Annotated in this window: 20 protein-coding genes, 1 tRNA gene and 3 pseudogenes; 11 read left to right on the plus strand and 13 right to left on the minus strand. The window is 69.1% G+C overall.

Features of this window, described 5'->3' with window-relative positions; genetic code table 11:
- Positions 1-74: 74 nt before the first annotated feature.
- The gene (locus ACWFRJ_RS10990) at positions 75-353 is read right to left on the minus strand and encodes a hypothetical protein (RefSeq protein ID WP_453527248.1); all 279 of its coding nucleotides are present in this window, start codon (positions 351-353) and stop codon (positions 75-77) included.
- A gap of 720 nt (positions 354-1,073) precedes the next feature.
- Entirely contained in the window at positions 1,074-1,637 is a 564-nt protein-coding gene (locus ACWFRJ_RS10995; protein ID WP_453527251.1) for an SMI1/KNR4 family protein, read from the minus strand.
- 512 nt (positions 1,638-2,149) lie between these two features.
- On the opposite strand from ACWFRJ_RS10995, the pseudogene ACWFRJ_RS11000 reads away from it, so the two are divergent.
- The 4 genes and pseudogenes from ACWFRJ_RS11000 to ACWFRJ_RS11015 form a co-directional block, all read left to right on the plus strand.
- Positions 2,150-2,233 (plus strand): annotated as a pseudogene (locus ACWFRJ_RS11000) (transcriptional regulator); the annotation flags it as partial.
- 124 nt (positions 2,234-2,357) lie between these two features.
- A pseudogene (locus tag ACWFRJ_RS11005) lies at positions 2,358-2,678 on the plus strand (arsenate reductase/protein-tyrosine-phosphatase family protein); the annotation flags it as partial.
- Positions 2,679-2,892: 214 nt separating this feature from the next.
- Positions 2,893-3,579: a hypothetical protein gene (locus tag ACWFRJ_RS11010; protein ID WP_453527254.1), complete on the plus strand. Its 687-nt coding sequence runs from the start codon at positions 2,893-2,895 to the stop codon at positions 3,577-3,579.
- 243 nt (positions 3,580-3,822) lie between these two features.
- On the plus strand, positions 3,823-4,353 hold the full coding sequence (locus ACWFRJ_RS11015) for a hypothetical protein (RefSeq protein ID WP_453527257.1): 531 nt from the start codon (positions 3,823-3,825) through the stop codon (positions 4,351-4,353).
- Between the two features lie 401 nt (positions 4,354-4,754).
- Here ACWFRJ_RS11015 and ACWFRJ_RS11020 read toward each other — a convergent pair whose 3' ends face one another.
- Positions 4,755-5,402 carry a TetR/AcrR family transcriptional regulator gene (locus tag ACWFRJ_RS11020; RefSeq protein ID WP_453527259.1) on the minus strand — a complete coding sequence of 216 codons (648 nt, stop codon included), beginning with the start codon at positions 5,400-5,402 and terminating at the stop codon, positions 4,755-4,757.
- A gap of 153 nt (positions 5,403-5,555) precedes the next feature.
- On the opposite strand from ACWFRJ_RS11020, the gene ACWFRJ_RS11025 reads away from it, so the two are divergent.
- Positions 5,556-6,314, plus strand: coding sequence for an SDR family NAD(P)-dependent oxidoreductase (locus tag ACWFRJ_RS11025; RefSeq protein WP_453527262.1), 759 nt, complete (start codon positions 5,556-5,558; stop codon positions 6,312-6,314).
- Positions 6,315-6,483: 169 nt separating this feature from the next.
- Here the strand turns inward: ACWFRJ_RS11025 and ACWFRJ_RS11030 are convergent, their stop codons facing one another.
- Together ACWFRJ_RS11030 and ACWFRJ_RS11035 are read right to left on the minus strand one after the other, a co-directional pair.
- Positions 6,484-6,999 carry a hypothetical protein gene (locus tag ACWFRJ_RS11030; protein ID WP_453527265.1) on the minus strand — a complete coding sequence of 172 codons (516 nt, stop codon included), beginning with the start codon at positions 6,997-6,999 and terminating at the stop codon, positions 6,484-6,486.
- A 219-nt stretch (positions 7,000-7,218) separates the two neighbouring features.
- A tRNA-Pro gene (locus ACWFRJ_RS11035) sits at positions 7,219-7,292 on the minus strand.
- Between the two features lie 130 nt (positions 7,293-7,422).
- On the opposite strand from ACWFRJ_RS11035, the gene ACWFRJ_RS11040 reads away from it, so the two are divergent.
- Both ACWFRJ_RS11040 and ACWFRJ_RS11045 read left to right on the plus strand, forming a co-directional pair.
- The gene (locus ACWFRJ_RS11040; protein ID WP_453527268.1) at positions 7,423-8,163 is read left to right on the plus strand and encodes a transketolase; all 741 of its coding nucleotides are present in this window, start codon (positions 7,423-7,425) and stop codon (positions 8,161-8,163) included.
- A gap of 114 nt (positions 8,164-8,277) precedes the next feature.
- Positions 8,278-9,207: a transketolase family protein gene (locus tag ACWFRJ_RS11045; protein ID WP_453527271.1), complete on the plus strand. Its 930-nt coding sequence runs from the start codon at positions 8,278-8,280 to the stop codon at positions 9,205-9,207.
- Here ACWFRJ_RS11045 and ACWFRJ_RS11050 read toward each other — a convergent pair.
- From ACWFRJ_RS11050 to ACWFRJ_RS11060, 3 genes are all read right to left on the minus strand, one after another.
- On the minus strand, positions 9,158-10,513 hold the full coding sequence (locus ACWFRJ_RS11050) for an MFS transporter (RefSeq protein ID WP_453529554.1): 1,356 nt from the start codon (positions 10,511-10,513) through the stop codon (positions 9,158-9,160). The genes ACWFRJ_RS11045 and ACWFRJ_RS11050 overlap by 50 nt on opposite strands.
- 245 nt (positions 10,514-10,758) lie before the next feature.
- Positions 10,759-11,139: an MmcQ/YjbR family DNA-binding protein gene (locus tag ACWFRJ_RS11055; RefSeq protein ID WP_453527274.1), complete on the minus strand. Its 381-nt coding sequence runs from the start codon at positions 11,137-11,139 to the stop codon at positions 10,759-10,761.
- Positions 11,140-11,788: 649 nt separating this feature from the next.
- Positions 11,789-12,775 carry an alpha/beta fold hydrolase gene (locus ACWFRJ_RS11060; RefSeq protein ID WP_453527276.1) on the minus strand — a complete coding sequence of 329 codons (987 nt, stop codon included), beginning with the start codon at positions 12,773-12,775 and terminating at the stop codon, positions 11,789-11,791.
- 329 nt (positions 12,776-13,104) lie between these two features.
- Here ACWFRJ_RS11060 and ACWFRJ_RS11065 point away from each other — a divergent pair, with 329 nt between their 5' ends.
- Both ACWFRJ_RS11065 and ACWFRJ_RS11070 read left to right on the plus strand, forming a co-directional pair.
- Positions 13,105-16,653: a ThuA domain-containing protein gene (locus tag ACWFRJ_RS11065; RefSeq protein WP_453527279.1), complete on the plus strand. Its 3,549-nt coding sequence runs from the start codon at positions 13,105-13,107 to the stop codon at positions 16,651-16,653.
- 19 nt (positions 16,654-16,672) lie between these two features.
- Positions 16,673-17,542 (plus strand): sugar phosphate isomerase/epimerase family protein, encoded by an 870-nt coding sequence (locus ACWFRJ_RS11070; RefSeq protein WP_453529557.1) that lies wholly within the window; start codon positions 16,673-16,675, stop codon positions 17,540-17,542.
- 212 nt (positions 17,543-17,754) lie between these two features.
- Here the strand turns inward: ACWFRJ_RS11070 and ACWFRJ_RS11075 are convergent.
- The 4 genes and pseudogenes from ACWFRJ_RS11075 to ACWFRJ_RS11090 form a co-directional block, all read right to left on the minus strand.
- Positions 17,755-17,994 (minus strand): annotated as a pseudogene (locus ACWFRJ_RS11075) (helix-turn-helix domain-containing protein); the annotation flags it as partial.
- On the minus strand, positions 17,991-18,830 hold the full coding sequence (locus ACWFRJ_RS11080) for an ABC transporter ATP-binding protein (protein WP_453527281.1): 840 nt from the start codon (positions 18,828-18,830) through the stop codon (positions 17,991-17,993). The gene ACWFRJ_RS11080 and the pseudogene ACWFRJ_RS11075, both read right to left, overlap by 4 nt.
- A 38-nt stretch (positions 18,831-18,868) precedes the next feature.
- Positions 18,869-19,897, minus strand: a complete 1,029-nt coding sequence (locus ACWFRJ_RS11085; RefSeq protein ID WP_453527284.1) for an ABC transporter substrate-binding protein — start codon at positions 19,895-19,897, stop codon at positions 18,869-18,871.
- 120 nt (positions 19,898-20,017) lie between these two features.
- Positions 20,018-20,899, minus strand: coding sequence for an ABC transporter permease (locus tag ACWFRJ_RS11090; protein WP_453527287.1), 882 nt, complete (start codon positions 20,897-20,899; stop codon positions 20,018-20,020).
- A 371-nt stretch (positions 20,900-21,270) separates the two neighbouring features.
- Between ACWFRJ_RS11090 and ACWFRJ_RS11095 the strand changes: the two genes are divergently transcribed.
- Positions 21,271-22,269: a LacI family DNA-binding transcriptional regulator gene (locus ACWFRJ_RS11095; protein ID WP_453527289.1), complete on the plus strand. Its 999-nt coding sequence runs from the start codon at positions 21,271-21,273 to the stop codon at positions 22,267-22,269.
- Positions 22,270-22,490: 221 nt separating this feature from the next.
- On the opposite strand, the gene ACWFRJ_RS11100 is transcribed toward ACWFRJ_RS11095, so the two are convergent.
- Complete coding sequence (locus tag ACWFRJ_RS11100) at positions 22,491-23,420, minus strand: LysR family transcriptional regulator (RefSeq protein WP_453527292.1); 930 nt, start codon at positions 23,418-23,420, stop codon at positions 22,491-22,493.
- Positions 23,421-23,503: 83 nt separating this feature from the next.
- Between ACWFRJ_RS11100 and ACWFRJ_RS11105 the strand changes: the two genes are divergently transcribed.
- Complete coding sequence (locus tag ACWFRJ_RS11105; protein WP_453527295.1) at positions 23,504-24,265, plus strand: sulfite exporter TauE/SafE family protein; 762 nt, start codon at positions 23,504-23,506, stop codon at positions 24,263-24,265.

Here is a 24,265-nt window from a genome sequence, read left to right on the forward strand (position 1 = left end):
GTGCCTGCCCGGCATTGCTGCCGGGCAGGCACCGCCTCCGTGGCTTAAGGGCAACGATCCGGCCCCGACCCTGGTCAGGAGGGCTCGGTGAGCACCCACAACTCCCAGACTCCGGCGGCCCGGCACTCGTAGGCGCGTACGCCGTTCTCCAAGTACCACCGGCCGCGCTCATGGCAGCGGTTCTCCTCGGTCGGAGGAAAGTCCGCCACGTGGTGCCAGCCTGGCCCGGCTGCCGGCGTGGACTGTACGGGCGCGGACTGTACGGGCGCGGAGGCCGCGGCAGTTGCGCCGTGGCTCGCCACCAGCAGCGACGCGGCCGCAGCCGCGAGGAGAACGCGTTTCATGGTTCGCATGGAACGCATCCTTCCGCAGCTGGCGGGCCCACATCGATGGAGACCGCTCCGCCTTCCCCCGATTGGCCTAAAGGGTGATACGTACAGCCTGACTGTGGGACATGACGCGGTTCTTGAGGCCCCGACGGGCTTGTTATTGGCCCTGGTACGCCGTAAAGCATGGCGAAGAGTTGCCCGCAACGAACCACAAGGCCCGGATAGCCCCGCTGGAAGGAGAGGCGGCGCGGCTATCCGCGCGCTTGACTCTCTCCCCGGCCGCTGGGCCCAGCCCCTCCCTACGGGCCACACCCGACCCCTGCGGGAGCCGTGCCATGCCTGCCGCATCTTGCGCCACAGCGCTCCCTTTCAGCAATGGAGAAACGTCGACGGGTGCAGCCTTCCGCGACCCGGGCCGCGGTGACGTCCACACCCTCCTCCAGTTCGACAGCGACATCCGCGCATCGTCACAGACCAGTCGAGGCCGCATCACCGGGATCAACAAACGCGCAGGCCGCAACCGTGAATCGTATTTTCGAGCAGGACAAGGTCGGGTGAGGTGGGACAGGGCACCAATAGGGCTCCTGTGCCGTTGCATTGAGACGTCGGACACCTCCCTCAACGGCACGCCGGCCCTTGCCCCTCGCGGCCCCTGCTCTCACGTCGCCTACAGCGCCCCCATCGGTGGCCACGCTGCGAATACGCAAGGAAAGGTGTCCCCGGAACAACCGGGGACACCTTGTGTCACGACCAGACGAGTCGGCCTTCGTCGACCTTGCAGACCGGATGGTTTCCATCGGCGATCTTCGTCAGCATCTCCGCCACGGAGTCGAAATAGTGAGCCAGTGATTCGTACTCGCCCGTAATCGTGGTCTCGCCCACGAGCCACCTGCCGATACGCCCGTCCCGCGCGTCGATGAACTTTCCCGTCCAGCCGTCCTGGTCCGACAGGAACGGGATCCACTCATTGCGCCAGAACGGATTGTCCGGCTGGTCCGGAGGGTCGAATCCACCGGGCATGGAGCGGTTGGCGTAGAGCATCGCCATCGCCCGGATGCCCAGAAAGAAGCTGCCTTCATCCGGGAAGCCGGCGAAGCCGCAACATGCCACATCGTCGTCCACGTCTTCCTCAGGAAGATCCGGATTGTTCTGCAGCAGCCACACCCGCAGATCCTGAGGAAGGGGGATACCCATCCGTTCCTCGGCGGCAGCGAGCATCTGTTCCGTAGCGGGCCCAGGCAGCTCCGCGTGTTCGGCCGGGGCATTTTGCTGAAGAAGGTTCATCACGCGGGACCAGCTCTCCACCACACTCACCCTCCTCCGCTTCTCTGTACGGATGCTCCATACGACTGCGCCGCTGCGGGGGGGGCACCACTCGAAGCGGCGATACCGGGCGCCGTAGGCCCGAAGCATGTCTGAACAAAAGCCACATTGGAGAGCGCCGGTCGGCAAACCTCGCAGGGATGATACTCCGAGCAAGCCTCCTGCCCCCACGACCACCTGGCACCTTTCGGCCCGAAGTGCAGGACCGGCCGCTCGGCGAGGTGACCGCCGCTGACTCCTCACGGAACACAGCCGCTGTTCCTCGGCAGGCCCAGCCGAGGAACTTCCACGGCACCAGCGAGGACGACATTCGCCGTGGCGTCCTGCACGAGGACTGCACCGGCTGCCCGGTGAGGCCGTCGAGTTGCAGACCGGACCGCCCTGATCCTGTGTCTCCCTGCCGAACTTCTCTCGGGCCGCCCAGGACAGCTGGCCAGCGCCCGCGTCAGCCCACACCGCATGGCGTCAGTCGCCAAGGCCATCCTCACCCTGGAGCGGCGCAACTCGCCGTACTGCGCCGCTCCGGCATCGTCGTCTCCGCCCACGAAGGCACGACCGTCACGTACGCCCTGGCCGGTGGTCCTGACTGCGGACCAGAGCCATCGTGACGTAGCAGCGAGGTTCAACGTCCTCCGGTAGCGGCCCGCCGAGGGACTCGTACAGGCGCGTCAGATCTGCGCGAGTACAGGGCGGCCCGCGAACTGCGCCGCCGGGTCGATCCCCGGCGACCAGGTCAACCCGGCAGCCGTCGAGGCCATGAAGGAGGTCGGCATCGACACCGCCGACCAGAAGCCGAAGATCCTGACTGTCGAAGCCGTCAAGGCGTTCGGCTACGTCACCACCATGGGCTGCGGCGACACCTGCCCGATCTTCCCCGGCAAGAAGTACCTCGCCGGGGCCCTGGAAGACCCGGCCGGCCGGGGAGTTGATGCCGTGCGCCCGATCCGCGAGGAGATCAAGACCCGCATCGAGGCCCTCATCGCCGAGGTCGACGCCCGGTGGAGAGCGACGCGGCCGCAGTGCTGAATGTGAGCCCACCCGCCGGGCAGTACCTCACCGGGCAGGTCCAGGAATCACTACGGCATCAGTAGCGCGGCGCTGCACAGCTGACCTGCGAAAATGCGCCACGCGTTCCCGCTTTGGCGAAGGGCCGTTTCGGCGCCTGACTGAGAAGAGGCTTTGACCTGCGGCTGCGCAATTATCCGCAAGGCCCAGCCAGGACGCCGCCCAGACAACGCAGTTGGCCTCCTCCGGCTTGCTGCTGCTGTTCGCCGCGCTCACCGGGATCGGGTTCGCGATCGGCACGATGAACGTGTGGTCGATCGCCATGGCCGAGCACCACCACCAGGACATGCTCTCCGGCATCATCCCCGCCGCGTTCTCCACCGGCAGCTTCCTCGGCGGCCTCGTCTACGGACGCCGGACCTGGTCGGGCACCACCACCAGGCGGCTGGTCATCACCTCAGGCGCGTTCCTGGCCGGGTGGCTGCCTCTCCTGGCCCTTACCGGGCCGTACGCGGTCATCGCCGCCGTTGCTGTGCCCGGTGCGCTCCTGACCATCGTGGTCGCCTCCGCCTACATCACCACCGAGGCCCTCACTCCCGCAGACCGCACCAGCGAGGCGTACGCATGGCTAATCCTCGCGATCGGCGCCGGGCAGTCCGCCGGCACCGCCCTCGCCGGACGTCTCGCCGCACAGCCGCTCGCCAGAGCGGCCCTGCCCGCCGCCGGCACACGACGCCCTGATCAGGGCGCAACCCCCCTACTTTCCAACCCTTTTGAGGAGATCCATTCATGGCCGTTGCTGGTAGAGCGGGATGTTCCAAAGTGTGGAATGCCCGCTACCTGTGCCGCTGTCGTCCGGCTTCGTGCCGAGGGCTGCGACACCTGGGACGGGGACGTGCCCCGCCTCTCCCCATTCAGGTAGCGGCACATCAACATCCTGGGCCGCTACCTGTTCAACATCACCGCCAGCGGCCCGGGCCTGTCCTGCACCCCTTCCTCAACCCCCTGAGCCGCCGAAGACGGAGAGGACGAGGAAGGCTGAGGGCCCAGAGCACGGCGAGGTCGACGGGCACGTTGACCGTAGATGTTCTTGGACCGCGGGACTGAACCTCCTGCTCTCCGCCTCCGTCTCTCTCATGGGGCGACATACGATCGCCCGGTCGGCGTGGAAGCGAGCGACCTCTTCCGGGCCTGGACGGGTATGCAGAAAAAGACTCTGATCATCAGCGCAGCCTGCGTAGTAGGTCTCTGGGCCGTCGGCTCGGCCGTGACGCCTACGCTGAAGGAACACAGCGACGATTTCCCGGACGTGTTTAACGACCATGTGCTCCACGAACGCGTCAAGACGTTCCCCACCGAGCACGAGGCCCGAGAGTCCGCCGACGGTGAACTTATCTTCCGGCTCCCCAAGTGGGTGCCCAGGGACGCGACGGACATCACGATCAAGGCGCAGACCACCGGCAACGCCAAACTCATGCGCTTCACGCTCGCCGACACCCCGCTGAAGCTGACCGGCGAGGAGGGCTGCTTGGAAGGCGCCTTCTCCGACGGGCCCACGCTGGTAGCGAGCTGGTGGCCACAAGACGTGGGGGCCGATGACGGACGGCCCGACTGTTCCGGGCAATACCAGCTACGGGTGGCGGTCAAGGGAGACAAGGTCTACGCCTGGAGCAACGGCGACATGGTCAAGAGCTGAGAGCCTGTGTCACCTCTTCCTTCTGCAGGCCGCAGCACTGCGAGGCTGATGCTGCCGCCAGCGGCTCATCCCTACACTTCAGGGCTTCGGCAGGTCAGCAGAAGTTGCTCACGTACGGGCAATAGTTGACGTGGAGTCAGGCTCCGACCCGGGAGTTACTGGCAAGTGCAGCTACTGAGACTTGCGGAATACCCGAGGCGCTGAGGGTGTGCCGACGGGGCCCGCAATCGCTGGCAGCGCCTGCCCCCCCCATGCCCGTGCCGCGCCACGGCACAGCCGTAGGGCCCCCGACGCCGTGAATGACGCCTACAGGCCGCCCCGACACTGACCGGCAGCCTCCCGCAGCGTTCCGGGGGCTCCGAGGACGGGCGCCGTCCGCACCCGCAGCGGGGCCGGAGCCCTCAGGGCTGCTGCGGGGCGTTGGCGCTGCGGCCGTAGCGGGCGAGCATCGTCGTGACCGCCTCGTCGACGGCGTGGCTGACGTCGGCAGGAGCGGGACTCCAGTCGGCGAGCAGCATCCGCGGCCACAGGACGTAGTTGGCGATCATGCCGAGGAACTGATTGGTGGCGCTCTCCGCGTCCGGTACCACCGCAGTGCCCGCAGCGTGCTGGGCCTCCAGGTAGTGCTGGACGGAGATGAAGTAGGGCAGCTTGCCCAGATCGAACTGAGCCCGTCCCAGTTCCGGGAAGCGCGGCAGTTCGGCGATGACGATGCGGAAGAGGGCCGCCATCGCGGGCCGGCCGATCAGGTCGGCGTACTGGCGGCCGATCGCGCTCAGGCCGGCGCGCAGGTCACCGGGCTGCGTCGTGGGCGCCGCCGGGTCCGGCCCGCCCTCCCAGTACTCGGTGACGATGGCTTCGAAGAGCGCCGCCTTGGTGGGGAACTGCTTGAACAGTGTGGACTTCGAGACGATTGCTTCCTGCGCGATCTTCGCCAGCGAGGTCCCGTCATAGCCCCGTTCCAGGAACAGCTTCGTGGCCGCTGCGGTGATCGCCTCGCGCTTGCGCTGAGCGAGTCGTTGATGGTGCGCGGAGAGTCCTGCGGTCATGGGCCCAGTATGACCCATCACGAGGCGAGTCACTTGACTCGCCACTGTGCAGATGCTTACGTGGGCATGGATGCGAGTTGACCGACTCGCATCCGGTCGGCGGAAGCACCCCCGCCGTCGTCGTTCCATTCCATTCCCGACGGAGAAGGACTCATGGAGTCAGGCAAGATCGCATTGGTGACCGGCGGCAATCGCGGGCTGGGCCGGGCCACGGCCCAGGCGCTGGCCCGACACGGGCTGCGCGTCATCGTCACCTACCGCGGCGACGCGCAGCAGGCCGAGGAGACGGTCAAGAGCATCCAAGACACCGGCGCCACGGCTGCCGCGCTGCGGCTGGACATCAGCGACGTGGCCTCCTTTCCCGCCTTCGTCTCCCACCTGGCCGCGCAACTGGAGCGCTGGGACGCGACCCGGCTGGACGTCCTGGTCAACAATGCCGGGATCGGGCTGTTCGGACCGCTGGAAGCGGTCACGGTCGACGACTACGACGCGATGATGGACACCAACGTGCGCGGCACGTTCTTCCTCATCCAGGCGCTTGCGCCCGTGCTGGCCGACGGAGGGCGGATCATCAACGTCTCCTCCTCCCTCAGCCGCCACACCAGTGCCGGCACCTCGGTCTACTCGGCCTCCAAGGCGGCGGTCGAGGTCCTCAGCCGGACATTGGCCGTGGAGCTGGGGGCGCGCAAGATCCGCGTCAACGCCATCGCGCCGGGGCCGACTGCCACCGACTTCAACGGCGGCGCCATGCGGGACGACGCGCAGATGCGCGAGGGCCTGAGCGCGCAGACCGCGCTCGGCCGCGTCGGCGAACCGCAGGAGATCGGCGACGCCATCGCCGCGCTCGCCTCCGAGGACCTGCGATGGGTCACCGCCCAGCGCCTCGAAGTGTCCGGCGGCGCCCTGCTGTAGGGACCCGCCCACACCGTGCCCCCCGCCCCTTACCTGGCAGAACCGACGGGGTGACCTGGCAGACGGTCCGCAAGGCACTGGATCTGGCCTGGCCCGAGCCGCGCAAGAAACTGCCCCCGCGTCCGACCGGGCTGGATCCCTACAAGCCGGTGATCGTGGAGGAGTTCCCTCAACGCTGCTTACCGTATCGAGCGAGAGCTTCTCCCAGGTCGGCCCGTTGCCGGTCCGTCATCGGCCCGAGGACGCAGACGGGGACCACGCCGTCCTTGCGGACGATGAGGTTCCCCCCTCCTATGTTCGAAAACCCTGCCGGACGGTGCCTCTTGGCCGAGCGCCCGGCGTCCTTGGTGTACTCGACATGGAGCCCGCTGTACCTCCACCCGGGATTGCCCGCGGCGACCTCTTCGATAGTGAACCTCTGCAGGTGATCCCACGGGTACTCGCGCCTGTCGTAGTCGACGGCGCTGGTGGTCGTGATGCCCTCCGGCCCAACACGCAGGGACCAAGCGGACTTGCGGCGTAGGCCATAGGTTATGGCGGTAACAAGGAGCACTAGGAGCACAAACGCGCCGATGACGCCGAAGCAGGACAACGTGATCGCCCACCCGTTGGCGCTCTGTTCGCCGGGCACGCCGGACCCGAATGACACGTCTGGCAGCGTGATGAGGAGCGCGCCCTCCGCCAAGCAGCACCCCTGCAGCCACTCCCCGACCCGGTCGGCCCGGACGGCAAGGTCATCCGCCGAGATCTACTCGGTGGCGTGATCCACGAATACACGCAGGTCGCATAGGGCAGCCGAGTTTCGGGTACCCACAAGCATTGGGAGCGGCTCCCCGCTCCCAGAATTGCTCCCAAACACGAAGTAGGGGCCATCCGAAGATGGCCCCTACCTGCGACGTTTCCGTCGGGACGACAGGATTTGAACCTGCGACCCCTTGACCCCCAGTCAAGTGCGCTACCAAGCTGCGCCACGTCCCGATGCCCGTGTGACCTGGGGTTTCCCCTGGCTGAACGCGCACCGAAACAATACCGCACTCCGAGCCGTGATCGCTCACACCTTTCGCGCCCTGTTGACCTCAAGGGAACTTGAGGTTGCACGCTCTGTGCCATGACGACGACAGCGGAACGCGGCAACAGATACGGACACGAACACGGGTACGCAGACCTGTCCCGCCTCATGGGGCTCATGACGGGCGACGAGAAGCACGGGCCCGCCGCGACGTCCACCCTCGACGCGCTCTGGGTCCTCTACGACCAGGTGCTCAGGGTCACACCCGAGCGCGTGGACGATCCGGGGCGCGACCGGTTCCTGCTCTCCAAGGGGCACGGGCCCATGGCGTACTACGCCGTCCTCGCCGCCAAGGGCTTCCTTCCTGTCGACTGGCTGGAGGGGTTCGGGGCGTACGACTCCCCGCTGGGTCACCATCCTGACCGGGTACTCGTGCCGGGGGTCGAGATCGGGAGCGGGTCCCTCGGGCATGGGCTGCCGCTCGCGGTCGGTACGGCGCTGGGGCTCGGCGCGCGAAGCATCACCGACGCTCGGGTGTGGGTGCTCGTCGGGGACGCGGAGCTGGACGAGGGCAGCAATCACGAGGCCATCGCTTTCGCCGGGCCCTCCGGGCTCGAGCGGCTGCACACCGTCGTGATCGACAACGCCTCCGCCCGGCACGCCAGGCCCGGTGGTATCGCCGCACGCTTCGAGGCCGCGGGGTGGTCCGCCGAGACCGTCGACGGACGTGATCACGACGCTTTGTACGCGGCGTTCACCGCCCCGCATCCGGGGCAGCCGCGGGTGGTCGTGGCCCGGGTCGAGCCGAAGGGGGCCGTGGGCGCGCCCAAGTTGACCTGAGCGTCCGCCGCGGGCACAGGCGCGGGCGGCGGCCCGTGCGAGGGGTCTGTAGTTATGCGGCGGGCCTACGGGGGGCTTTTGTTGCAGTTCTTCTTCTTTCGGAGGTTTTCTGTCATGGACACCATGCGTGATCGCTTCGGCCCCGTCGTCTCGCGGCTGCTCGACGAGGATCCGCGCGTCGCCGTCGTCCTCGCCGAGATCGGCACGGACGCGTTCACGGAGGCGCAGCGCAAGCACCCGGACCGGGTGATCAATGTCGGGATCCGTGAGCAGCTGCTCGTGGGGACGGGGGCCGGGCTCGCCCTCGCCGGGCTGCGGCCCGTCGTACACACCTTCGCGAGCTTCCTCGTAGAGCGGCCGTTCGAGCAGGTGAAGCTGGATTTCGGGCATCAGGGCGCGGGCGGGGTCCTTGTCAGCGCCGCCGCTTCCTTCGACTGGCCCGCCGGTGGCTTCACGCACATGTCGCCGGGCGACGTTGCGCTCCTCGACACCCTTGAGGGCTGGACCGTGCATGTGCCTGGGCACCCGGACGAGGCCGAGACCCTGCTGCGGCACGCGGTCGCCGCGGGCGACGACAAGGTCTACGTCCGGCTCTCCGTGCAGTCGAACGCCCGGGGGCTGCCGGTCGACGGGGCCCGCTTTCGCACCGTGCACGAAGGCCGCGGCGGAGTCGTGATCGCCGTCGGGCCGATGCTGGACAACGTGCTCGCCGCCAGTGAAGGCCTTGATCTGACCGTCCTGTACGCGACTACAGTGCGGCCCTTCGACCGGGAGGCGCTGCGCCGCGCGATCGGGGCGGGGGCGGCGGCCGATGTCGTGGTGGTCGAGCCCTATCTGGCCGGAACCTCGACCGCCGCCGCCAACGACGCGCTCGCCGACGTCCCGCACCGGGTGCTCGGCCTTGGCGTCGGCCGTGCCGAGCTGCGCCGCTACGGGCAGATCGACGAGCACATGGCCGCGCACGGGCTCGACGTCCGCTCACTGCGGGAGCGGATCACCGGTTTTCTGGGCGCGCGGCACGGGCTCTCGCATCGCCCCGTATAGCCCGGTCGGGTAGCCCCGTCGCGGGGTGGCCCTCCGGTCGGCGTCCGGTCACCGATTCGCCCGCCGGTCCTCCGCCCGAGACGGGCGCCCTGCCGTCCACCCGCACCAGTCCACGTATCGCGGGCACCGAGAGCAGGGCCAGGCAGACGACGACCGTCGTCACGGCGCCCGTGATCAGAACCTGCTCGGCGCCGAAGGCGCTCGCGGCGGGGCCCGCGAGCGCCTGGCCGACCGGCAGCAGGGCGATCGATCCCGCGACGTCGTAGGCGTGGATGCGGTTGAGGACGTCGGGCGGCACCTGGGTCTGGACGCTCGTCGCCCACATGACGCCCCAGAAGGAGAGCCCGGCGCCCGCGACCGCGGCACCGGTCGCCATGAGGGGGACGCCGGCCTGCGCGCCGACGGCCGCCGGGAACGCGCAGTAGCCGATGAGGGCCATGGAACCGGCGCGGAGCATGCGGCGGGGGCGCAGGCGCAGGGCGACCAGGCCGCCGAGCACGGTACCGGCGCCCAGGGCGGAGTTCACCAGGCCGTACGCTCCCGAGCCGTGCTCCTGGACGACGAGCGTGGCGACGAGCGGCGTCAGGGGGCCCGTGGTCGTGATCATCAGGACACTGAAGATGGCTATGACGCCCCAGAGCCAGGTGCGCGATCTGAATTCCCGCCACCCCTGCACCAGATCGGCCCGGAATCCGTTGCTGTGCGGGAGCGAGCCGGGGCGTGCGGGCGGCAGCCGGAGCAGCACCAGGCACAGGGCGCTCAGTCCGTACGTTCCCGCGTGCGCGGCGAAGACGGCGCCGGGTGAGGCGAAGGCCACCAGGATGCCCGCGACGGCCGGTCCCGCCAGAGCCGCGGCCGACTCTGCCACGCGTATCGCGCCGTTGGCCTTCTGGACGTCGGTGGCCAGACGCGGGACCGTGCTGGCGACGCCGGGCTGGAAGAGGGCGCCCGCCGCGCCGTTGACCGCGCCGATCACGCAGATCTGCCAGAGGACGACGTGGCCGGAGAAGAAGAGGACGGCCGCGACCGACTGCGTGCCGAGCCGGACCACGTCCGCGCCGATCATGAGGAGGCGGGTGCTGAACCGGTCGGCGAAGACCCCTCCGAAGATCACCAGGCCCGCGAAGCAGACCGTCGTGGCGGCCATCGCGAGCCCGACGGCTCCCGCGCCGTGCCCGTGCTGGAGCAGCCCCGCGGCAAGCGCGACGGGCAGCATGGTGTCGCCGAGCTTGGCCACGGTGCGCGCGCCGAAGAAGAACCCGAAGTCCCGCGACCAGATGCTCTTGCGCTCTGCGGTCAGCCGCATGGCTTCGCGAGCGGCCGGGACGCGCTTGCCCCGCCTTTCCGCCATCGGAAGCCACGCGCGCCCACGCCCGGCATCCCTGGCATCCCCGACGTCCCCGGCATCCCCGGCGCCCTCGTCCGCCCCGTCCCCTGACGTCACCCCTGTCTCCTCCCCTGGCGGCAGCGCCCGGCCCGTCGTCCCGCGAGCCGCACCAGCCACCCCTTCCTGGATCATGCCACGGGGCACTGACAGCGGCCGATCCCCTTTCAGCCCGTCGGCGGAAGCCCCAACTCCGGGTAGGCGTCGAGGAGTCGGGTGGGGGCGGCCTGGCGCCAGGAGTCGGCGAGGATGTCCTTCAGCTCGGCCGCGTCCAGGGCCGAGAGCCGTGCGCGCACCCAGGCGAACATCGCCTCGTGGTCGGCGATCCAGAACTTGTCCGGCTCCGCGAGGACCAACTCCTCGCGCTCCTCCTTCGGGCACCGCACGGCGATGGACGTCTCGTCCTCGGGAAGCGTGGCGAACATCTTTCCGGCCACCCGGAAGGTGGGCATGCTCCAGGCGATCTTCTCCGTCGTATCCGGCAGGGCCAGTGCGATACGGCGTACTTCGTCACCCGTGACCTGGGCCTTGGCATGAGCTCGAGACATGTGGAGAACGGTAGCCAACGCCACTGACAGCGGCCTCCCGGACGGCCTATCGGACTGCCTTCCCGGACGCGGCCTGTCGGACGGCCTCCCGGAGAGCGTTCACGCCACAACTGCGCGGCGGGCCCGCCGCACTGGAGGTGGCGGGCCCGCCGCGGTACAGCGAAGAAGTGGGGTCAGGCGGCGAGAGCCCAGACCTTCGGGCTGTTCGGCATAAGGTCCGTGGTTCGACCCTCGCACTGCCCGCAGGCGGTGTGCTGGGCACAGGCCTGCGGTTGCGCCGGGCCACCCTGAGCCCTGCGAGCGGTCAGCCAGACCGCGATATAGGCAGGTCCGGTCGTAATCACAGCTACGGCTATCTCGATGAAGGCCATCGGTCTCACCCCCCGGGCACACTGTCGTGTCCGTATCACCGTAGAGGCGGGGGGGTACTGACGGTAAGCAGTTCGCCGATAAGGAGGAACTGAGGCCGGATCAGCCCCTGCGTTTGGCTGGATGCGGCTGCCGCGGCGCACCGCTCCGGCCCTTCGACACGGCGACCGGCCGACACTGCAGCACGGCAACACGGCAACACGGCAACACGGCAACACGGCAACACGGCAACACGGCCGACCCTCCAACACGGCCACCGGGATGACCAGCTCGTCGCGTTTCACAGCACCCGCTTGTCCAGCCAGTCCCTCAGGTCCTCCTGGACCTCGTCCCTGTTGGTCTCGTTAAGGATCTCGTGGCGTGCCCCCTCGTACCCCCTCCAGGTGAGGTCGTCCAGGCCCACGTACCGGTAGTCCTCCAGGAGTTCATGGACCAGCGTCATGCCCTGGTTGCAGGGGTCCTCGGTGCCGACGGCGATGTGGACGGGCAGGTCCGCCGGGACCCGGGCCAGGTTCCGCGGGTCGTTCATCTTGCGTACGGCACGCACCCAGTCAAGGCAGAGCCCGGCGGAGAACGGGAATCCGCAGCGCTCGTCGGCGACGTACGCGTCGACCTCGGCCTCGTCGCGGGAGAGCCACTCGAAACCGGTGCGGTGCGGGTACGGGTCGTTGAAGGCGGCGAAGAGTTCGGGGAGGTAGGAGGAGAGCGACTCCCGGTCGTCCTCGGCGATCTCGCGCTCCAGACGGACGATCGACTCGTCGATGCCGACCCCGGGCAGGGAGCGGAACGTCCCGGAGAGGATCAGACCCGCGAGGCCGTCCGGGAACTCCTGGGCGTAGTCCCTGGCCAGGTGCGAGCCCATGCTGTGGCCGAGCAGGAAGAGCGGGGTTCCGGGATTCAGGGTGCGCACCTGGTCGCCGATCGCCTTGAGGTCGTCGACGATGGCGCGCCAGCTGTCGAAGGAGGACCCTGCGGCAGATGCGTCGGCCGACGAACCCGTCACCCCGTACCCACCCGTCGCCTGCGCCGTCGCGCCATGACCCCGGTGGTCGGAGGCGATCACCCCATAGCCGTGCGCCACCAGGTGGCGCGCGAACCGGTCGTAGCGCAGGGCGTGTTCACCGGCGCCGTGCGCGATCTGCACGAAGGCGCGCGGTCGGCCGCCTTCGGGCAGCCAGGTGTACGTGGCGACGGGGACGCCGTCCACCGCGTTCACGAGTCCGGCGGTGTACGCGGCCGGGGCGGGCGTCGAGGCGTGGTCAGACATTCGGGAAACTCCCCTGTACGACTTCTCTGCGGCTTCTCGGTGGCTTCTCTGGCCCTGAAACCCTCCCCCGCACACGCGCCCTCATACCAGCGGCTCCGCCGGTAGCTCGCCGTGACTCTCTTCTCACGCCAGGCCCTTCCGACCCATTGACCCCCCGTCAGAGCGGAACCTACGCTGAGCAACGCGCAGGGAGAAAGCGCTTTCTAGTCTCCGCACTCCGAGACCCAGAGGTCAAGCACCCGCGCACCGCGCAACCTGCACCGCGCAACTCGCACTCACCGCACACCCGGCTACCGGCAGCCGTCCACCCGCCCAGCCCAGGGAGCGCCATGAGTACCACGAGTCCCACCGCGCCCAGACGCGGACCCGTCCGGCCGAGACCCGGCCCCAGCACGCCGAGCCCCTGGCTCGCGCTCATCGCCCTGCTGGCTCTCGTGATCGGCCTCGGCCTCACCGCCCCGCCCCGCGCCACGGCACAAGCGGATCCGGAGCCGAAAGCCGCAGCCGCACCCGCGCCCGCAGCCGACCCGTTCCGCGTTCTGATCTTCTCCAAGACCACGAACTCCCACCACGAATCGATCCCCGCGGGCATCGAGGCCATCAAGAAGCTCGGCAGCGAGAACGGCTTCGAAGTGGAGGACACGGACGACGCGGCCGCCTTCACCGACACCAATCTCGCCCGCTTCCAGGCCATCGTCTTCAACAACACCAACTCCACCCCGCAGACGGGCGATCTGCTCGACGCCGAGCAGCGCGCGGCCTTCCAGAAGTACGTCCGAGCGGGCGGCGGCTGGGTCGGCCTGCACTCGGCATCGGCCAGTGAGCGTGACTGGAGCTGGTACGAGGGTCTGGTCGGCGCGATCTTCGACAAGCACCCCGAGGTGCAGACCGGGCGGATCAAGGTGCTCGACCACGCGCACCCCTCCACCAAGGGGCTTCCGGAGCTCTGGGAGCGCACGGAGGAGTGGTACAACTGGCGCACCAATCCGACGGGGAAGGTGCACACGCTCGCGCAGGTCAAGGTGCGTGACGGCGTCACCGGGCTCGACGAGGGCGTCGACCAGCCGTGGTCCTGGTGCCAGAACTACGACGGCGGCCGCTCCTGGTACACGGCGGGCGGGCACAACAAGTCGGCCTTCCAGGAAGAGGGCTTCCTCAAGCACATCCTCGGCGGCATCGAGTGGGCCGCCGGCAACAAGCCCGGCGACTGCACCGCCACCAAGACCGGCGCCTTCCAGCGCACACCGCTGGCCACCAACGACCTGGCCGACCCCTTCGAGCTGGCCGTCGCCCCCGACCGCCGGGTGTTCTTCATCCAGCGGACCGGCAAGCTGAAGATCATCGACCAGGAGACCCTGAAGGTCTCCACGGCGCTCGACTTCGACTACACGCCCGAGATGACGAGTCAGTCGGACGGACTGCTCGGCCTCGCGCTCGACCCCAAGTTCCAGGACAACCACTGGATCTATCTCCTGAACTCCGACAAGACCGAGAAACACATCAATCTCTCCCGCTTCACCGAAGCGAACGGAAAGGTCGATCCGGCGACGGAGAAGCGGCTCCTGACCATTCCCACGCTGCGCGGTGAGGGCCGGGCGAACTCGCACATGGCGGGCTCGATAGCCTTCGACAAGAAGGGCGATCTCTACATCGCGACGGGTGACAACACCGATCCGTTCGCGTCGGACGGATTCAGCCCGATCGACGAGCGCGAAGGCCGCCGCGCCTGGGACGCGCAAGGCACCTCGGGCAATACGAACGACCTGCGCGGCAAGGTCCTGCGCGTCACGCCGAAGGACGACGGTACGTATTCCGTGCCGGAGGGGAATCTCTTCGCGCCGGGCACCGACAAGACCCGGTCCGAGATCTACGCGATGGGCATGCGCAATCCCTTCCGCATCACCACGGACCCGTTGAGCGGTGCCCTGCTGATGGCCGACTACGGGCCCGACGCGAGGGCTGCCGTCGCCGACCGCGGCCCCGAGGGGACCGTCGAGTTCAACCGCATCACCAAGGCGGGCAATTACGGTTGGCCCTACTGCGTCGGCAACAACACCCCGTTCAACGACTACGACTTCGCCACGAAGAAGTCGGGCGCGAAATTCGACTGCGCGAAGATCGTGAACGATTCGCCGAACAACACGGGCCTGCGCGACCTTCCGCCGGCGCAGGCCGCGGACGTCTGGTACGCCTACTCCGCCTCCGCGGAGTTCCCCGAACTCGGCACGGGCGGCGGCGCCCCGATGAGCGGCCCCGTCTACGACTACGACGCCTCCAACACGTACAAGACGAAGTTCCCCGAGTACTTCGAGGGGAAGTGGTTCAACTACGAGCTGACGCGCCAGTGGTTCAAGGTCTTCTCGATGCAGGAGGAGGACCAGACGTTCAACGACCCGCGCTTCGACCCCGCGAAGGCGGGTGACCTGAATTCGATCAACTCCATCTTCCCGGACATGAAGTGGAACCAGCCTTTCGACGCCGACTTCGGGCCTGACGGCGCGATGTACGTCATCGACTTCGGGCTCGGCAGCGGCACGGGCCGCGGCGGCAGCAACGAGGGCGCCGGCATCTACCGCATCGACTACGTGGCGGACGGACGCCTGCCGGACGCCCGCGTCAAGGCCACTCCGGACAACGGCGGCACCCCGCTCAAGGTGACGTTCTCCAGCGAGGGTTCGGGACTGCCGGGCGACAAGCCCGTCACGTACGAGTGGGACTTCGACGGCAACGGCACGACCGACTCGACCGAGGCCAACCCGACCCACACCTACACCAAGAAGGGGCAGTTCAGCGCGCGGCTGAAGGTGACGGGCCCTGACGGTCTGAGCGGTCTGGCCGTGCAGGAGGTCACCGTCGGGAACACCCGGCCTGTCGTGACGATCCAACAGCCGCCCAACGGAGGGACGTTCAGCTTCGGGGACACGATCCCGTTCAAGATCAAGGTGACGGACAAGGAGGACGGGAAGATCGACTGCAAGCGGGTCGTCGTCCAGTCCCAGCTCGGGCACGACGCCCATCTGCACCCGCTGGACAACTACACCGGCTGCGCGGGCGAGATCGCGACGGACGCCGGTGACAGCCACGGTCCCGGGCAGAATCTCTACTACGGGATCACGGCCCAGTACGAGGACAAGGGCGCGTCCGGGGTGCCCGCCCTGACGGGTTCCGCATCCCTGACGCTGCGGACCTCCTTCCGCGAGGCCGAGCACCGCACCGCCACCGGTGGGGCGCACGGGGGCGTGGACACCGGTGACCGTGCGGACGCGTCCGGCGGCAAGCGGCTCATCGAGATCGAGGACGGGGACTGGGTCTCCTTCGACCCGGTGAACCTCAAGGGCGTCGACTCCGTGACGGTGGGCGCGTCCTCGGGCGGGCTCGGCGGTGACATCGAGTTCCGCGCCGGGTCTCCCACGGGCAAGCTCCTCGGCAAGGTGAGCGTGCCGAGGACAGGCAGCTGGAGCAACTTCATCTCGCCGACCGCCCAACTGGCCGCGTACGACGGCACGACGAAGCTGTACGCCGTCTTCACCAACCCCGAGTGGACCTCCGACAAGGAGGATCTCCTCAGCGTCGACTGGCTGCACTTCAACGGCCCCGGAGTCGAGAAGAAGGCCGGTGCGAAGGTGACGGTCAAGTCGGCCCCGGCCGACGGCACAGCGCCGCTCGCCGTCAAGCTCACGAGCACGATCAAGCTCCCGCAGGGCCGTACCGCGGCCTCGTACCACTGGGACTTCGGCGACAACGCCAAGCCCTCCGGCACGGAGAGCGGAAGCGCCGAGCACACGTACGCGCGCGCGGGCTCGTACACGGCGCATCTGACCGTCACCGACGACAAGGGCGACACGACGACCGGCGCGGTCCGGATCACGGCGAAGTGAGGGGGTGGCCATGACAACCATGAAGAGAACCGGCCTGAACGGGACCAGACGAGCCTTTCTCGGTACGTCGATGGGGCTCGCGGCAGCGGTCGGGACCGCACTGCCCGCGCGCGCGGGCGAGGCGTCACGGTGCCGGCACATCCCGCGCGGCGGGATCGGCATGCACCTCTACACGATGCGCGACGTCCTCGCGCGGGACTTCGCGGGCACGCTGGAGCGGCTCTCCGACATCGGTTACGCGACCGTGGGCGTGAGCGGCAGGCACGGGTACGGCGCGGCCGACATCCGTAGGATGCTCGACGCGGTGGACCTGAAGGCGGTCCTCGAGCACGTCGCGTACGACACGCTCAAGGGCAGCGGCCTGCCGCAGGCCCTGGAGGATCTGCACACCCTCGGCGCGAAGTGGCCGGTGGTGCCGAGCCTGCCGGGCGCGCTGCACACGCCGGACGGATTCCGGGAAGCCGCACGGCAGTTCAACCGCATCGGTCAGGCCTCACGCGACGCGGGCCTGGGCCCGGTCCTGTTCCACAACCACGGCACGGACCATGTGGTGGTGGACGGCACGAGCCTGTACGACATCCTCCTGGCCGAGACCGACCCGCATCTGGTCGGCTTCGAACTGGATGTGTACTGGGCGGCGAAGGGCGGCGGGGATCCCGCGTCGTACTTCGTACGGCACCGGCGGCGGTTCCCCGCGCTCCATGTGAAGGACATGGCGCCGGACGGCGGTTTCGCCGATGTCGGCTCGGGGACGCTCGACTTCGCCGCGATGTTCGACCACGCGCACGTGGGCGGCGTCAAGCAGTGGCTGGTGGAGCACGACACCCCCACCGATCCGTTCGCCACGGCCCGTAACAGTTACCGGTATCTGGCGGCGCTGCGGTACTGACGTACCGGGTCCGGCCGGGGTGCACTCGAACCGCCCACCTTCTTAAAGAAGAGTGTCGTCGAGTGGAGCACCCCGGCCGGATCGGCCGCGTAGCCGGGGATGCCCCCGGCTTCCGCCGCCTGTTCCGCCGTGGCCAGGAGGGTGCGGGCGAGGCCCTGGCGCACGGCCCAGACAGCGCGCCGCCCGTCCGCCGGCGTCCCGCGTGTGGCGGCGGCCTCCGCCTCGCTCAGGAGCTGCGACATCGAGCGCCCGTAGACGGCGCAGAGCCGGTTCAGGAGCGACGCGGTGGGGCTGATTCTCCGCGCGTTCGGCGCGCGACAGGGTGGAGCGGCTCACACGCCGCTGCGGTCCGCCAGGTCGCCCAGGGACAAGCCGCGTTCCGCCCGCAGCTCGGCTAGGCGGGCGGTGAGGCGCTTCCGGCGATCTTTCGGAAGCGGCGGCTCAGACCTCACTCGTGCGCCGACACCGCCCCCAGAAGCTCGCGGATACGTCCGGTGGCCTCGCCGAACTCTGCTGTCGCCAGCGTCGTCGCGTACGAGCGCTCGGCGGGGAGGCCGACGTCGATGATCTCCTCCACCGTGCCGGGGCGCGGGCTCATCACGACAACGCGGTCCGCGAGGTAGACGGCCTCCGGGATCGAGTGGGTCACCAGGAGGACCGTGGTTCCGGTCTCGCGCCAGATGCGGTTCAGCTCGACGTTCATCTGCTCGCGCGTGAGGGCGTCGAGCGCCCCGAAGGGCTCGTCCATGAGCAGTACCGGTGGTTCGTGAAGGAGCGCGCGGCAGAGCGCGACGCGCTGCTGCATGCCGCCGGACAGTTCGTGCGGATAGGCGTCCTCGAAGCCGTCGAGTCCGGTCATGCGGATCAACTCGTCGGTACGCGCGCGTGCTTCGGCGCCGGGGATCCCCCGCATCTCCGCCTGGAGCAGGATGTTGCGGCGTGCCGTGCGCCAGTCCAGGAGCGCGGCACGCTGGAAGACGTAGCCGATGTCGCGGCGCGGCCCGCGCACCGGCTCGCCGCCCAGGAGCACGTCGCCCGACGAGGGCGCGAGCAGCCCGGCGACCAGCTTCAGGAGGGTGGACTTGCCGCACCCCGAAGGTCCGACGATCGCCACGAACTCGCCCGCGGCCACGTTCAGCGAGACGTCCCGCAACGCGGTGACGTCCTTCTTCTTCGTACGGAAGCGGACGGCGACGTCGTCGAGGCGCACCGCGAACCGGCTCACCTCCCCCGCCTGCGCACGTGAACCGTCAGTCGTCCGCGGATCGGTCCGTGGGTCGTCACTCATCTTGAGAGTCGCGTCCTTCGTCATTCCCCTGCCGCCCCTCAGCCCTTGATCCCCTTGGCCGCGTCCCAGTACTCCGCGACGGGCTTGGCCTCCTTGACCATGCCCGCCTTCGAGAAGACGTCGATGGTCTGCTGCCAGTCCGCCTCCGTGTTGGCGCCCGGCGCCTTGCCCTTCGTCGCGTCGGTGTGCAGGAGCGTCAGCGTCGTCTTGAACTGCTCGGACAGCACGTCCTTGGGCGGCAGTTGCTCGGAAGCGCCCTCCATCGCGGCGACCGCGGGCTCCGGGCTCTTCTCGGCGGCCGCCCAGGACTCGCTCACGGCGGCGGTCATGCGCTTGGCCAGATCGCCGTCGCCCTGAAGGGTCTTGGGCCCGGCGATGAGGCCGTTGGAGTAGAAGTTGAGGCCGTTCTCGGAGAAGCGCAGATACGAGACGTCCTTCTTGGCCTTGTTCTGCATGGTGGGGCCCTGGTCGCTGGCGTACCCGAGCAGCGCGTCCGTCTTGCCGGAGATCACCGCGGCGATCTTGCCCGCCGGGTCGGTGTTCTGGACCTTGACGTCGGAGATGTCCATGCCGTTCTTCTCCAGGAAGATCGGGAAGGTCTTGGTGAGCGCGTCGCCCGCCGTACCCGCGATCATCTTGCCCTTGAGGTCGGCGGGCGCATCGATGCCCTGCGCGTCGAAGAACTGCACGGAGGCGGGCGTCGTCTGGAGGAAGACCCCGAGGCTCTTCACCTTGACGCCCTGGTCGACGCCCGCGAGCACCGCCGGAGTGTCCGCCCAGCCGAAGTCCGTCTGCCCGGCGGCGGTGGCCTGCACGGTCTTCTGCGAGCCCTGGCCCGCCCTGATGTCCAGGTCGATGCCGTGCTTCTCGAAGATCTTCTGCTTCTTGCCGTAGTAGAACGGCGCGTGTTCGCCATACGGGTACCAGTTGAGCGTCAGCGTCACCTTGTCGAGCTCCTTGCCGGAGTCGCTGGTGCTCGTCTTGTCGTCGTCGCCGCCGCAGGCCGTCGCGGTCACCGCGACGAGGGCCAGGGGGACGAGGCCGGTGAGCAGTCTGCGCGGGTGCATGGAACAGCCCTTCTCGCGTACGTCGAGCATCGGACATGGCGGGGTGGGTGCGCCGGCACCGCGTGGTGGGTGTCAGTAGGCCGTGGTGAGTGTCAGTGGTACGTCCTTTGCTGAGTGTTGTCAGTACGTCGTCGTGGCGGCCACGTCCCTGCGGCTCGCGTGCCACGGCAGGAGCAGCTTCTCGGCGATCTCGACGAGCACGAAGAGGACGACGCCGATCAGCGACATGACGAGCAGCCCCGCGAAGAGCATCGGGGTGTCGAGGTTTCCGTTGGCCTGGAGGATCACATAGCCGAGACCTTCGTTCGCGCCGACGAACTCGCCCACGACGGCACCGGTGACGGCGAGGGTGACGGCCACCTTCAGGCCGGAGAACAGGTGCGGAAGGGACGCCGGGAAGCGGATCTTGAGGAAGGTCTGCCAGGGGCGCGCGCCCATGGTGGCGGAGAGTTGGAGCATCTCCGGGTCGACGGCCTTGAGCCCGGTCACCATCGAGATGACGACGGGGAAGAAGGCGATCAGAACGGCGATGAGGATCTTCGGAGCGATGCCGAAGCCGAGCCAGACGACGAACAGCGGGGCGATCGCGATCTTCGGCACGACCTGGGCGAAGAGGAGGATCGGGTAGAGCGTCTTCTCGACGGTCGTCGAGTAGACCATGACGACCGCGGACAGGATGCCGACGCCCACGGCGATGATGAAGCCGAGCAGGGTCTCGTACGTGGTGACCCAGGTGTGCTGCCACAGGTAGTCGGGCTTGTCGAGGATCACGTCGAGGGTCGCGCCGGGCGACGGCACGAGGTACGCCTCGACCATCTCGGTGGCGGCGATCAGCCACCAGGCCCCGAAGCAGACGAGCAGCAGAACCAGCGGGCGCCAGCTCTTCTCGGCCGCATCGGCGGTACGTTGCCGCAGAGTCGGGCTGCTGCGTTCGGCAACCCCCGCTGTTTTCACGGGAGTTTCCTGTAGTGCACTCTGGCTCACGGTGAACTCCCCTGGCATGCAGCGAACTTCGGAGGTAGTTGCGGAGCTTCGGTGGTGCGGAAACCGCTTTCAGAAAGCGCTTTCTGGTAAGGTGTCCGCCACGCTAATGACTGGCTGACCGCAGGGTCAATAGGTCGGCTCGAAGTTTCGCGGCGCGAGACGAAGGGGGCGCGGTGCGGGTGCTGGGGCGCGAGCAGGAACCCGGGGCGGGGCGGTCCCGTGCGAAGAAAGCCGGGGCCGGGAGCGGGTACGAGGAGCGGGCTGTCGGATCAGGGGGAGCCGACTCGGGGGGAGTCGACTCGGGGGGAGCCGACTCGGGGCTGACCCGGGAGCAGCTGCCCGCACCGGGGCGCGGCCGTGAACACGGGCCGCATGTCACCCTGCACGCGGTGGCACGCACCGCCGGGGTCTCTCCGGCCACCGCGTCGCGGGCCCTGAACGGAACGACCCGCGTCCGCGAGGACCTGCGGCGGCGGGTGCTCGAAGCGGCTGAGCAGCTGGGGTACATCCCCAACGCCCATGCGCAGGCGCTCGCCAGCTCCTCGAACAACACCGTCGGCGTCATCTGCCACGACGTCGGCGACCCCTACTTCGCGGCGATCGCGAGCGGGGTGATGGCGGCGGCGGCCGAGCAGGATGTGCTTGTCATGCTGGGCAGCACCTTCCGCGCCCCGGCACGGGAGATCGCGTACGTCTCGATGCTGCGGGCGCAGCGGGCCCGCGCGATCCTGCTCATCGGCTCGGGCTTCCAGGACCCCGCGTGGGAGAGGGCGTTGGAGTCGGAGCTCGCTCCCTACATGCGTGACGGGGGTCGCGTCGCCGTGGTCAGCAGGCACCGCAGTCTGCGCGTGGACACGGTGCAGCCCGAGAACCGGGCGGGGGCGGGGGCGCTGGCGCGGGCGCTGCTCTCCCTGGGCCACCGGGAGTTCGCCGTCCTCACGGGCCCCGAACGGCTCACCACGGTCGCGGACCGCCTGGCCGGGTTCCGCGCGGCGCTGGCCGACGCGGGGGTCGCCCTGCCTCCGGAGCGGATCGTGGAAGGTGCCTTCACTCGCGACGGGGGTCACGCGGCGGCGGTCGAACTGCTGCGCCGGGGCCGGCGGCCTACGTGCGTCTTCGCGGTGACGGACGTGATGGCCGTGGGGGCGCTCGGCGCGCTGCGGGAGCGGGGGCTGCGGGTGCCGGACGACGTGTCGCTCGCGGGCTTCGACGACATCCCCCTGGTCGGAGAACTGACACCGCCGCTGACCACGGTGGCGCTGCCGCTGACGCGGATGGGCCGGGATGTACTCGCTCTGGCGCTTCGTGAGCGGGGTGCGAGGTCGCGGGTGGAGCGGGTACGGGGCGAGGTGGTGCTGCGGGCCAGCACGGGGCGGCCGTCGGCCTGAGTGGCCAGGGGACCCGACGCGGCCCGCGGCAGCTGCGAGAGGCCCTGTGCGGCGCTCCCGTCAATCACGCGCAGGGCACGAGGGCGCGGATCGAGCGGATGCAGGGCTAGGTGGTGCTGCGGGCCAGCACGGGGCGGCCCTCGGACTGAGGGCTCACGGCAGGCAGTAGTTCCAGTAGTTACTGTCACAGCCCCGCCATCCGGCACCCAGCACCCGGCCGTTCACTCCCACCCACCCACTCGACGCCCCGGCAACATGGGTTCCGACGTCGACGCCTTGCGCAGATGGTCGGCCAGTGCCTCTGTCGCCGGGGACGCGGGGTCGTTCTTGGCGCCCCAGGCCAGCAGGTGGTGGCGTCGGGCCCAGGGGTCCTGGAGGTCGCACACGTCCAGGGGCTGGCTGGGGTCGATCACGCGGCGCGGGACGATCGCGAGGCCGGCTCCCGCCGCGGCCAGGGCGACCAGGACATTGAGGTTGGCGACCGTGGTGCGGTAGCGGACCACCGGTGCGTGGGGGCCCACGTGTCTCTCGATCCAGCGGCGCAGCGAGGCATCGGCGTCGAGCCCGACGAGCGGGTGTTCGGCCGCCTCGCTGTAGGTCAGCGACGTACGGCCCGCGAGGATCCCTCCTGCCTGGCCGACCACCACGAGGGAGTCGTCACCGAGGGGCTCCATGGCGAGTCCGCAGTCGCGTGCCTCGTCGTCCAGGACGATGCCCAGGTCCGCCTCGCCGTCGACGAGCATCCGCACGATCTGCGGGGTGCGGCGCTCGGAGACCCGGACGTCGACGTCCGGGTGCGCCCGGAGGAACGAGACGAGCGCCTGCGGTACGAGCCTGTGTACGGCGGAACCGCCGCCCAGGAGTGTCAGGGGCGCGGTCGGGGATCTCGTATAGCTCGCGACGGCGCTTTCGAGCCGGACGGTCTGGGCGAGTACCTCGCGCGCGTGCCGGGCCAGTGTGGTCCCCGCCGGGGTGGGGCGCACTCCCCTCCTGCCGCGGATCAGGAGTGCCACACCGGCCTGCTGCTCGAGGGAGCGGACCCTGGCGCTGGCCGAAGGCAGGCTCAGATGCATCCGGCGGGCGCCTGCCGTGATCGACCCCTCCGTCACGGTGTCGAGGAAGAGCCGCAGGTCGTCGAGGTCGTAGCGCACCTCATGAGCCTATGGCACAGCCTTAGGCTGGGTACATCGATTACGCATTGTGGACCCGACCGTCACGGGGTGATGCTCGGCGGGTGTCCGAGATTCTGCTGGTCCTGATCGCAGGCATCGCCGCCGGAGCGCTGAACTCCGTCGGCGGCGGAGGCACGTTCGTGGCGCTGCCCGCACTGGTCGCCGTCGGCCTGTCCCCGGTGACGGCGAACGCGTCGTCGACCATCGCCCTGGTGCCGGGGGCCGTGGCCAGCGGATGGGTCTACCGGCGCGAACTCGCCCCGCTCGGGACGACGTCGACCAAAGCACTGACAACGGTCAGCGTGATCGGGGGCGGGCTGGGCGCCACCCTGCTCCTCACACTGCCCGCGGCCTCGTTCGACGCCGCGGTGCCGTGGCTGCTCGCGTTCGCCACGGTGGTCCTCGCCTTCGGCCGCAGCCTCTCCCGCATGGTCAGCGGCGCACTCGGCCGCCAGCTCAGCATGGGTCCGCGAGCCGTTCTGGTCAGCCAGTTCCTGCTCGCGCTGTACGGCGGATACTTCGGCGGAGCCGTAGGCATCATGATGTTCGCCCTGTGGGGCATCGGCCTCGGCCTCGACGCCGCCGTCAGCAATCCGATGCGGATCACCCAGATCGCGGCCATCAATCTCAGCGCGACCGCACTGCTCCTGGTCGCATCGGACGCGCTGAGCGCTCCGCGCGTCCTCGCCCCGATGTTCGTCGGCGCGCTGGCGGGCGGCTTCGTCGGCGCCCACTTCGCACGCCGTCTCTCCGCCCGGCTGCTGCGGAGCATCATCCTCACCACGGCCGTGACGATGACCGTCCTCTACTTCGTACGCGGTTGA

This window comes from Streptomyces sp. NPDC055239 (genome assembly GCF_053606205.1).

Excerpts from the sequence above, each read along its gene's own strand:
- ACWFRJ_RS10990 (WP_453527248.1), bottom strand. The coding sequence starts at position 353 with ATGCGAACCATGAAACGCGTTCTCCTCGCGGCTGCGGCCGCGTCGCTG.
- ACWFRJ_RS11020 (WP_453527259.1), bottom strand. The coding sequence starts at position 5,402 with ATGACCGCAGGACTCTCCGCGCACCATCAACGACTCGCTCAGCGCAAG.
- ACWFRJ_RS11025 (WP_453527262.1), top strand. The coding sequence starts at position 5,556 with ATGGAGTCAGGCAAGATCGCATTGGTGACCGGCGGCAATCGCGGGCTG.
- ACWFRJ_RS11040 (WP_453527268.1), top strand. The coding sequence starts at position 7,423 with ATGACGACGACAGCGGAACGCGGCAACAGATACGGACACGAACACGGG.
- ACWFRJ_RS11045 (WP_453527271.1), top strand. The coding sequence starts at position 8,278 with ATGGACACCATGCGTGATCGCTTCGGCCCCGTCGTCTCGCGGCTGCTC.
- ACWFRJ_RS11050 (WP_453529554.1), bottom strand. The coding sequence starts at position 10,513 with ATGCGGCTGACCGCAGAGCGCAAGAGCATCTGGTCGCGGGACTTCGGG.
- ACWFRJ_RS11055 (WP_453527274.1), bottom strand. The coding sequence starts at position 11,139 with ATGTCTCGAGCTCATGCCAAGGCCCAGGTCACGGGTGACGAAGTACGC.
- ACWFRJ_RS11060 (WP_453527276.1), bottom strand. The coding sequence starts at position 12,775 with ATGTCTGACCACGCCTCGACGCCCGCCCCGGCCGCGTACACCGCCGGA.
- ACWFRJ_RS11065 (WP_453527279.1), top strand. The coding sequence starts at position 13,105 with ATGAGTACCACGAGTCCCACCGCGCCCAGACGCGGACCCGTCCGGCCG.
- ACWFRJ_RS11070 (WP_453529557.1), top strand. The coding sequence starts at position 16,673 with ATGAAGAGAACCGGCCTGAACGGGACCAGACGAGCCTTTCTCGGTACG.
- ACWFRJ_RS11080 (WP_453527281.1), bottom strand. The coding sequence starts at position 18,830 with ATGAGTGACGACCCACGGACCGATCCGCGGACGACTGACGGTTCACGT.
- ACWFRJ_RS11085 (WP_453527284.1), bottom strand. The coding sequence starts at position 19,897 with ATGCACCCGCGCAGACTGCTCACCGGCCTCGTCCCCCTGGCCCTCGTC.
- ACWFRJ_RS11090 (WP_453527287.1), bottom strand. The coding sequence starts at position 20,899 with ATGCCAGGGGAGTTCACCGTGAGCCAGAGTGCACTACAGGAAACTCCC.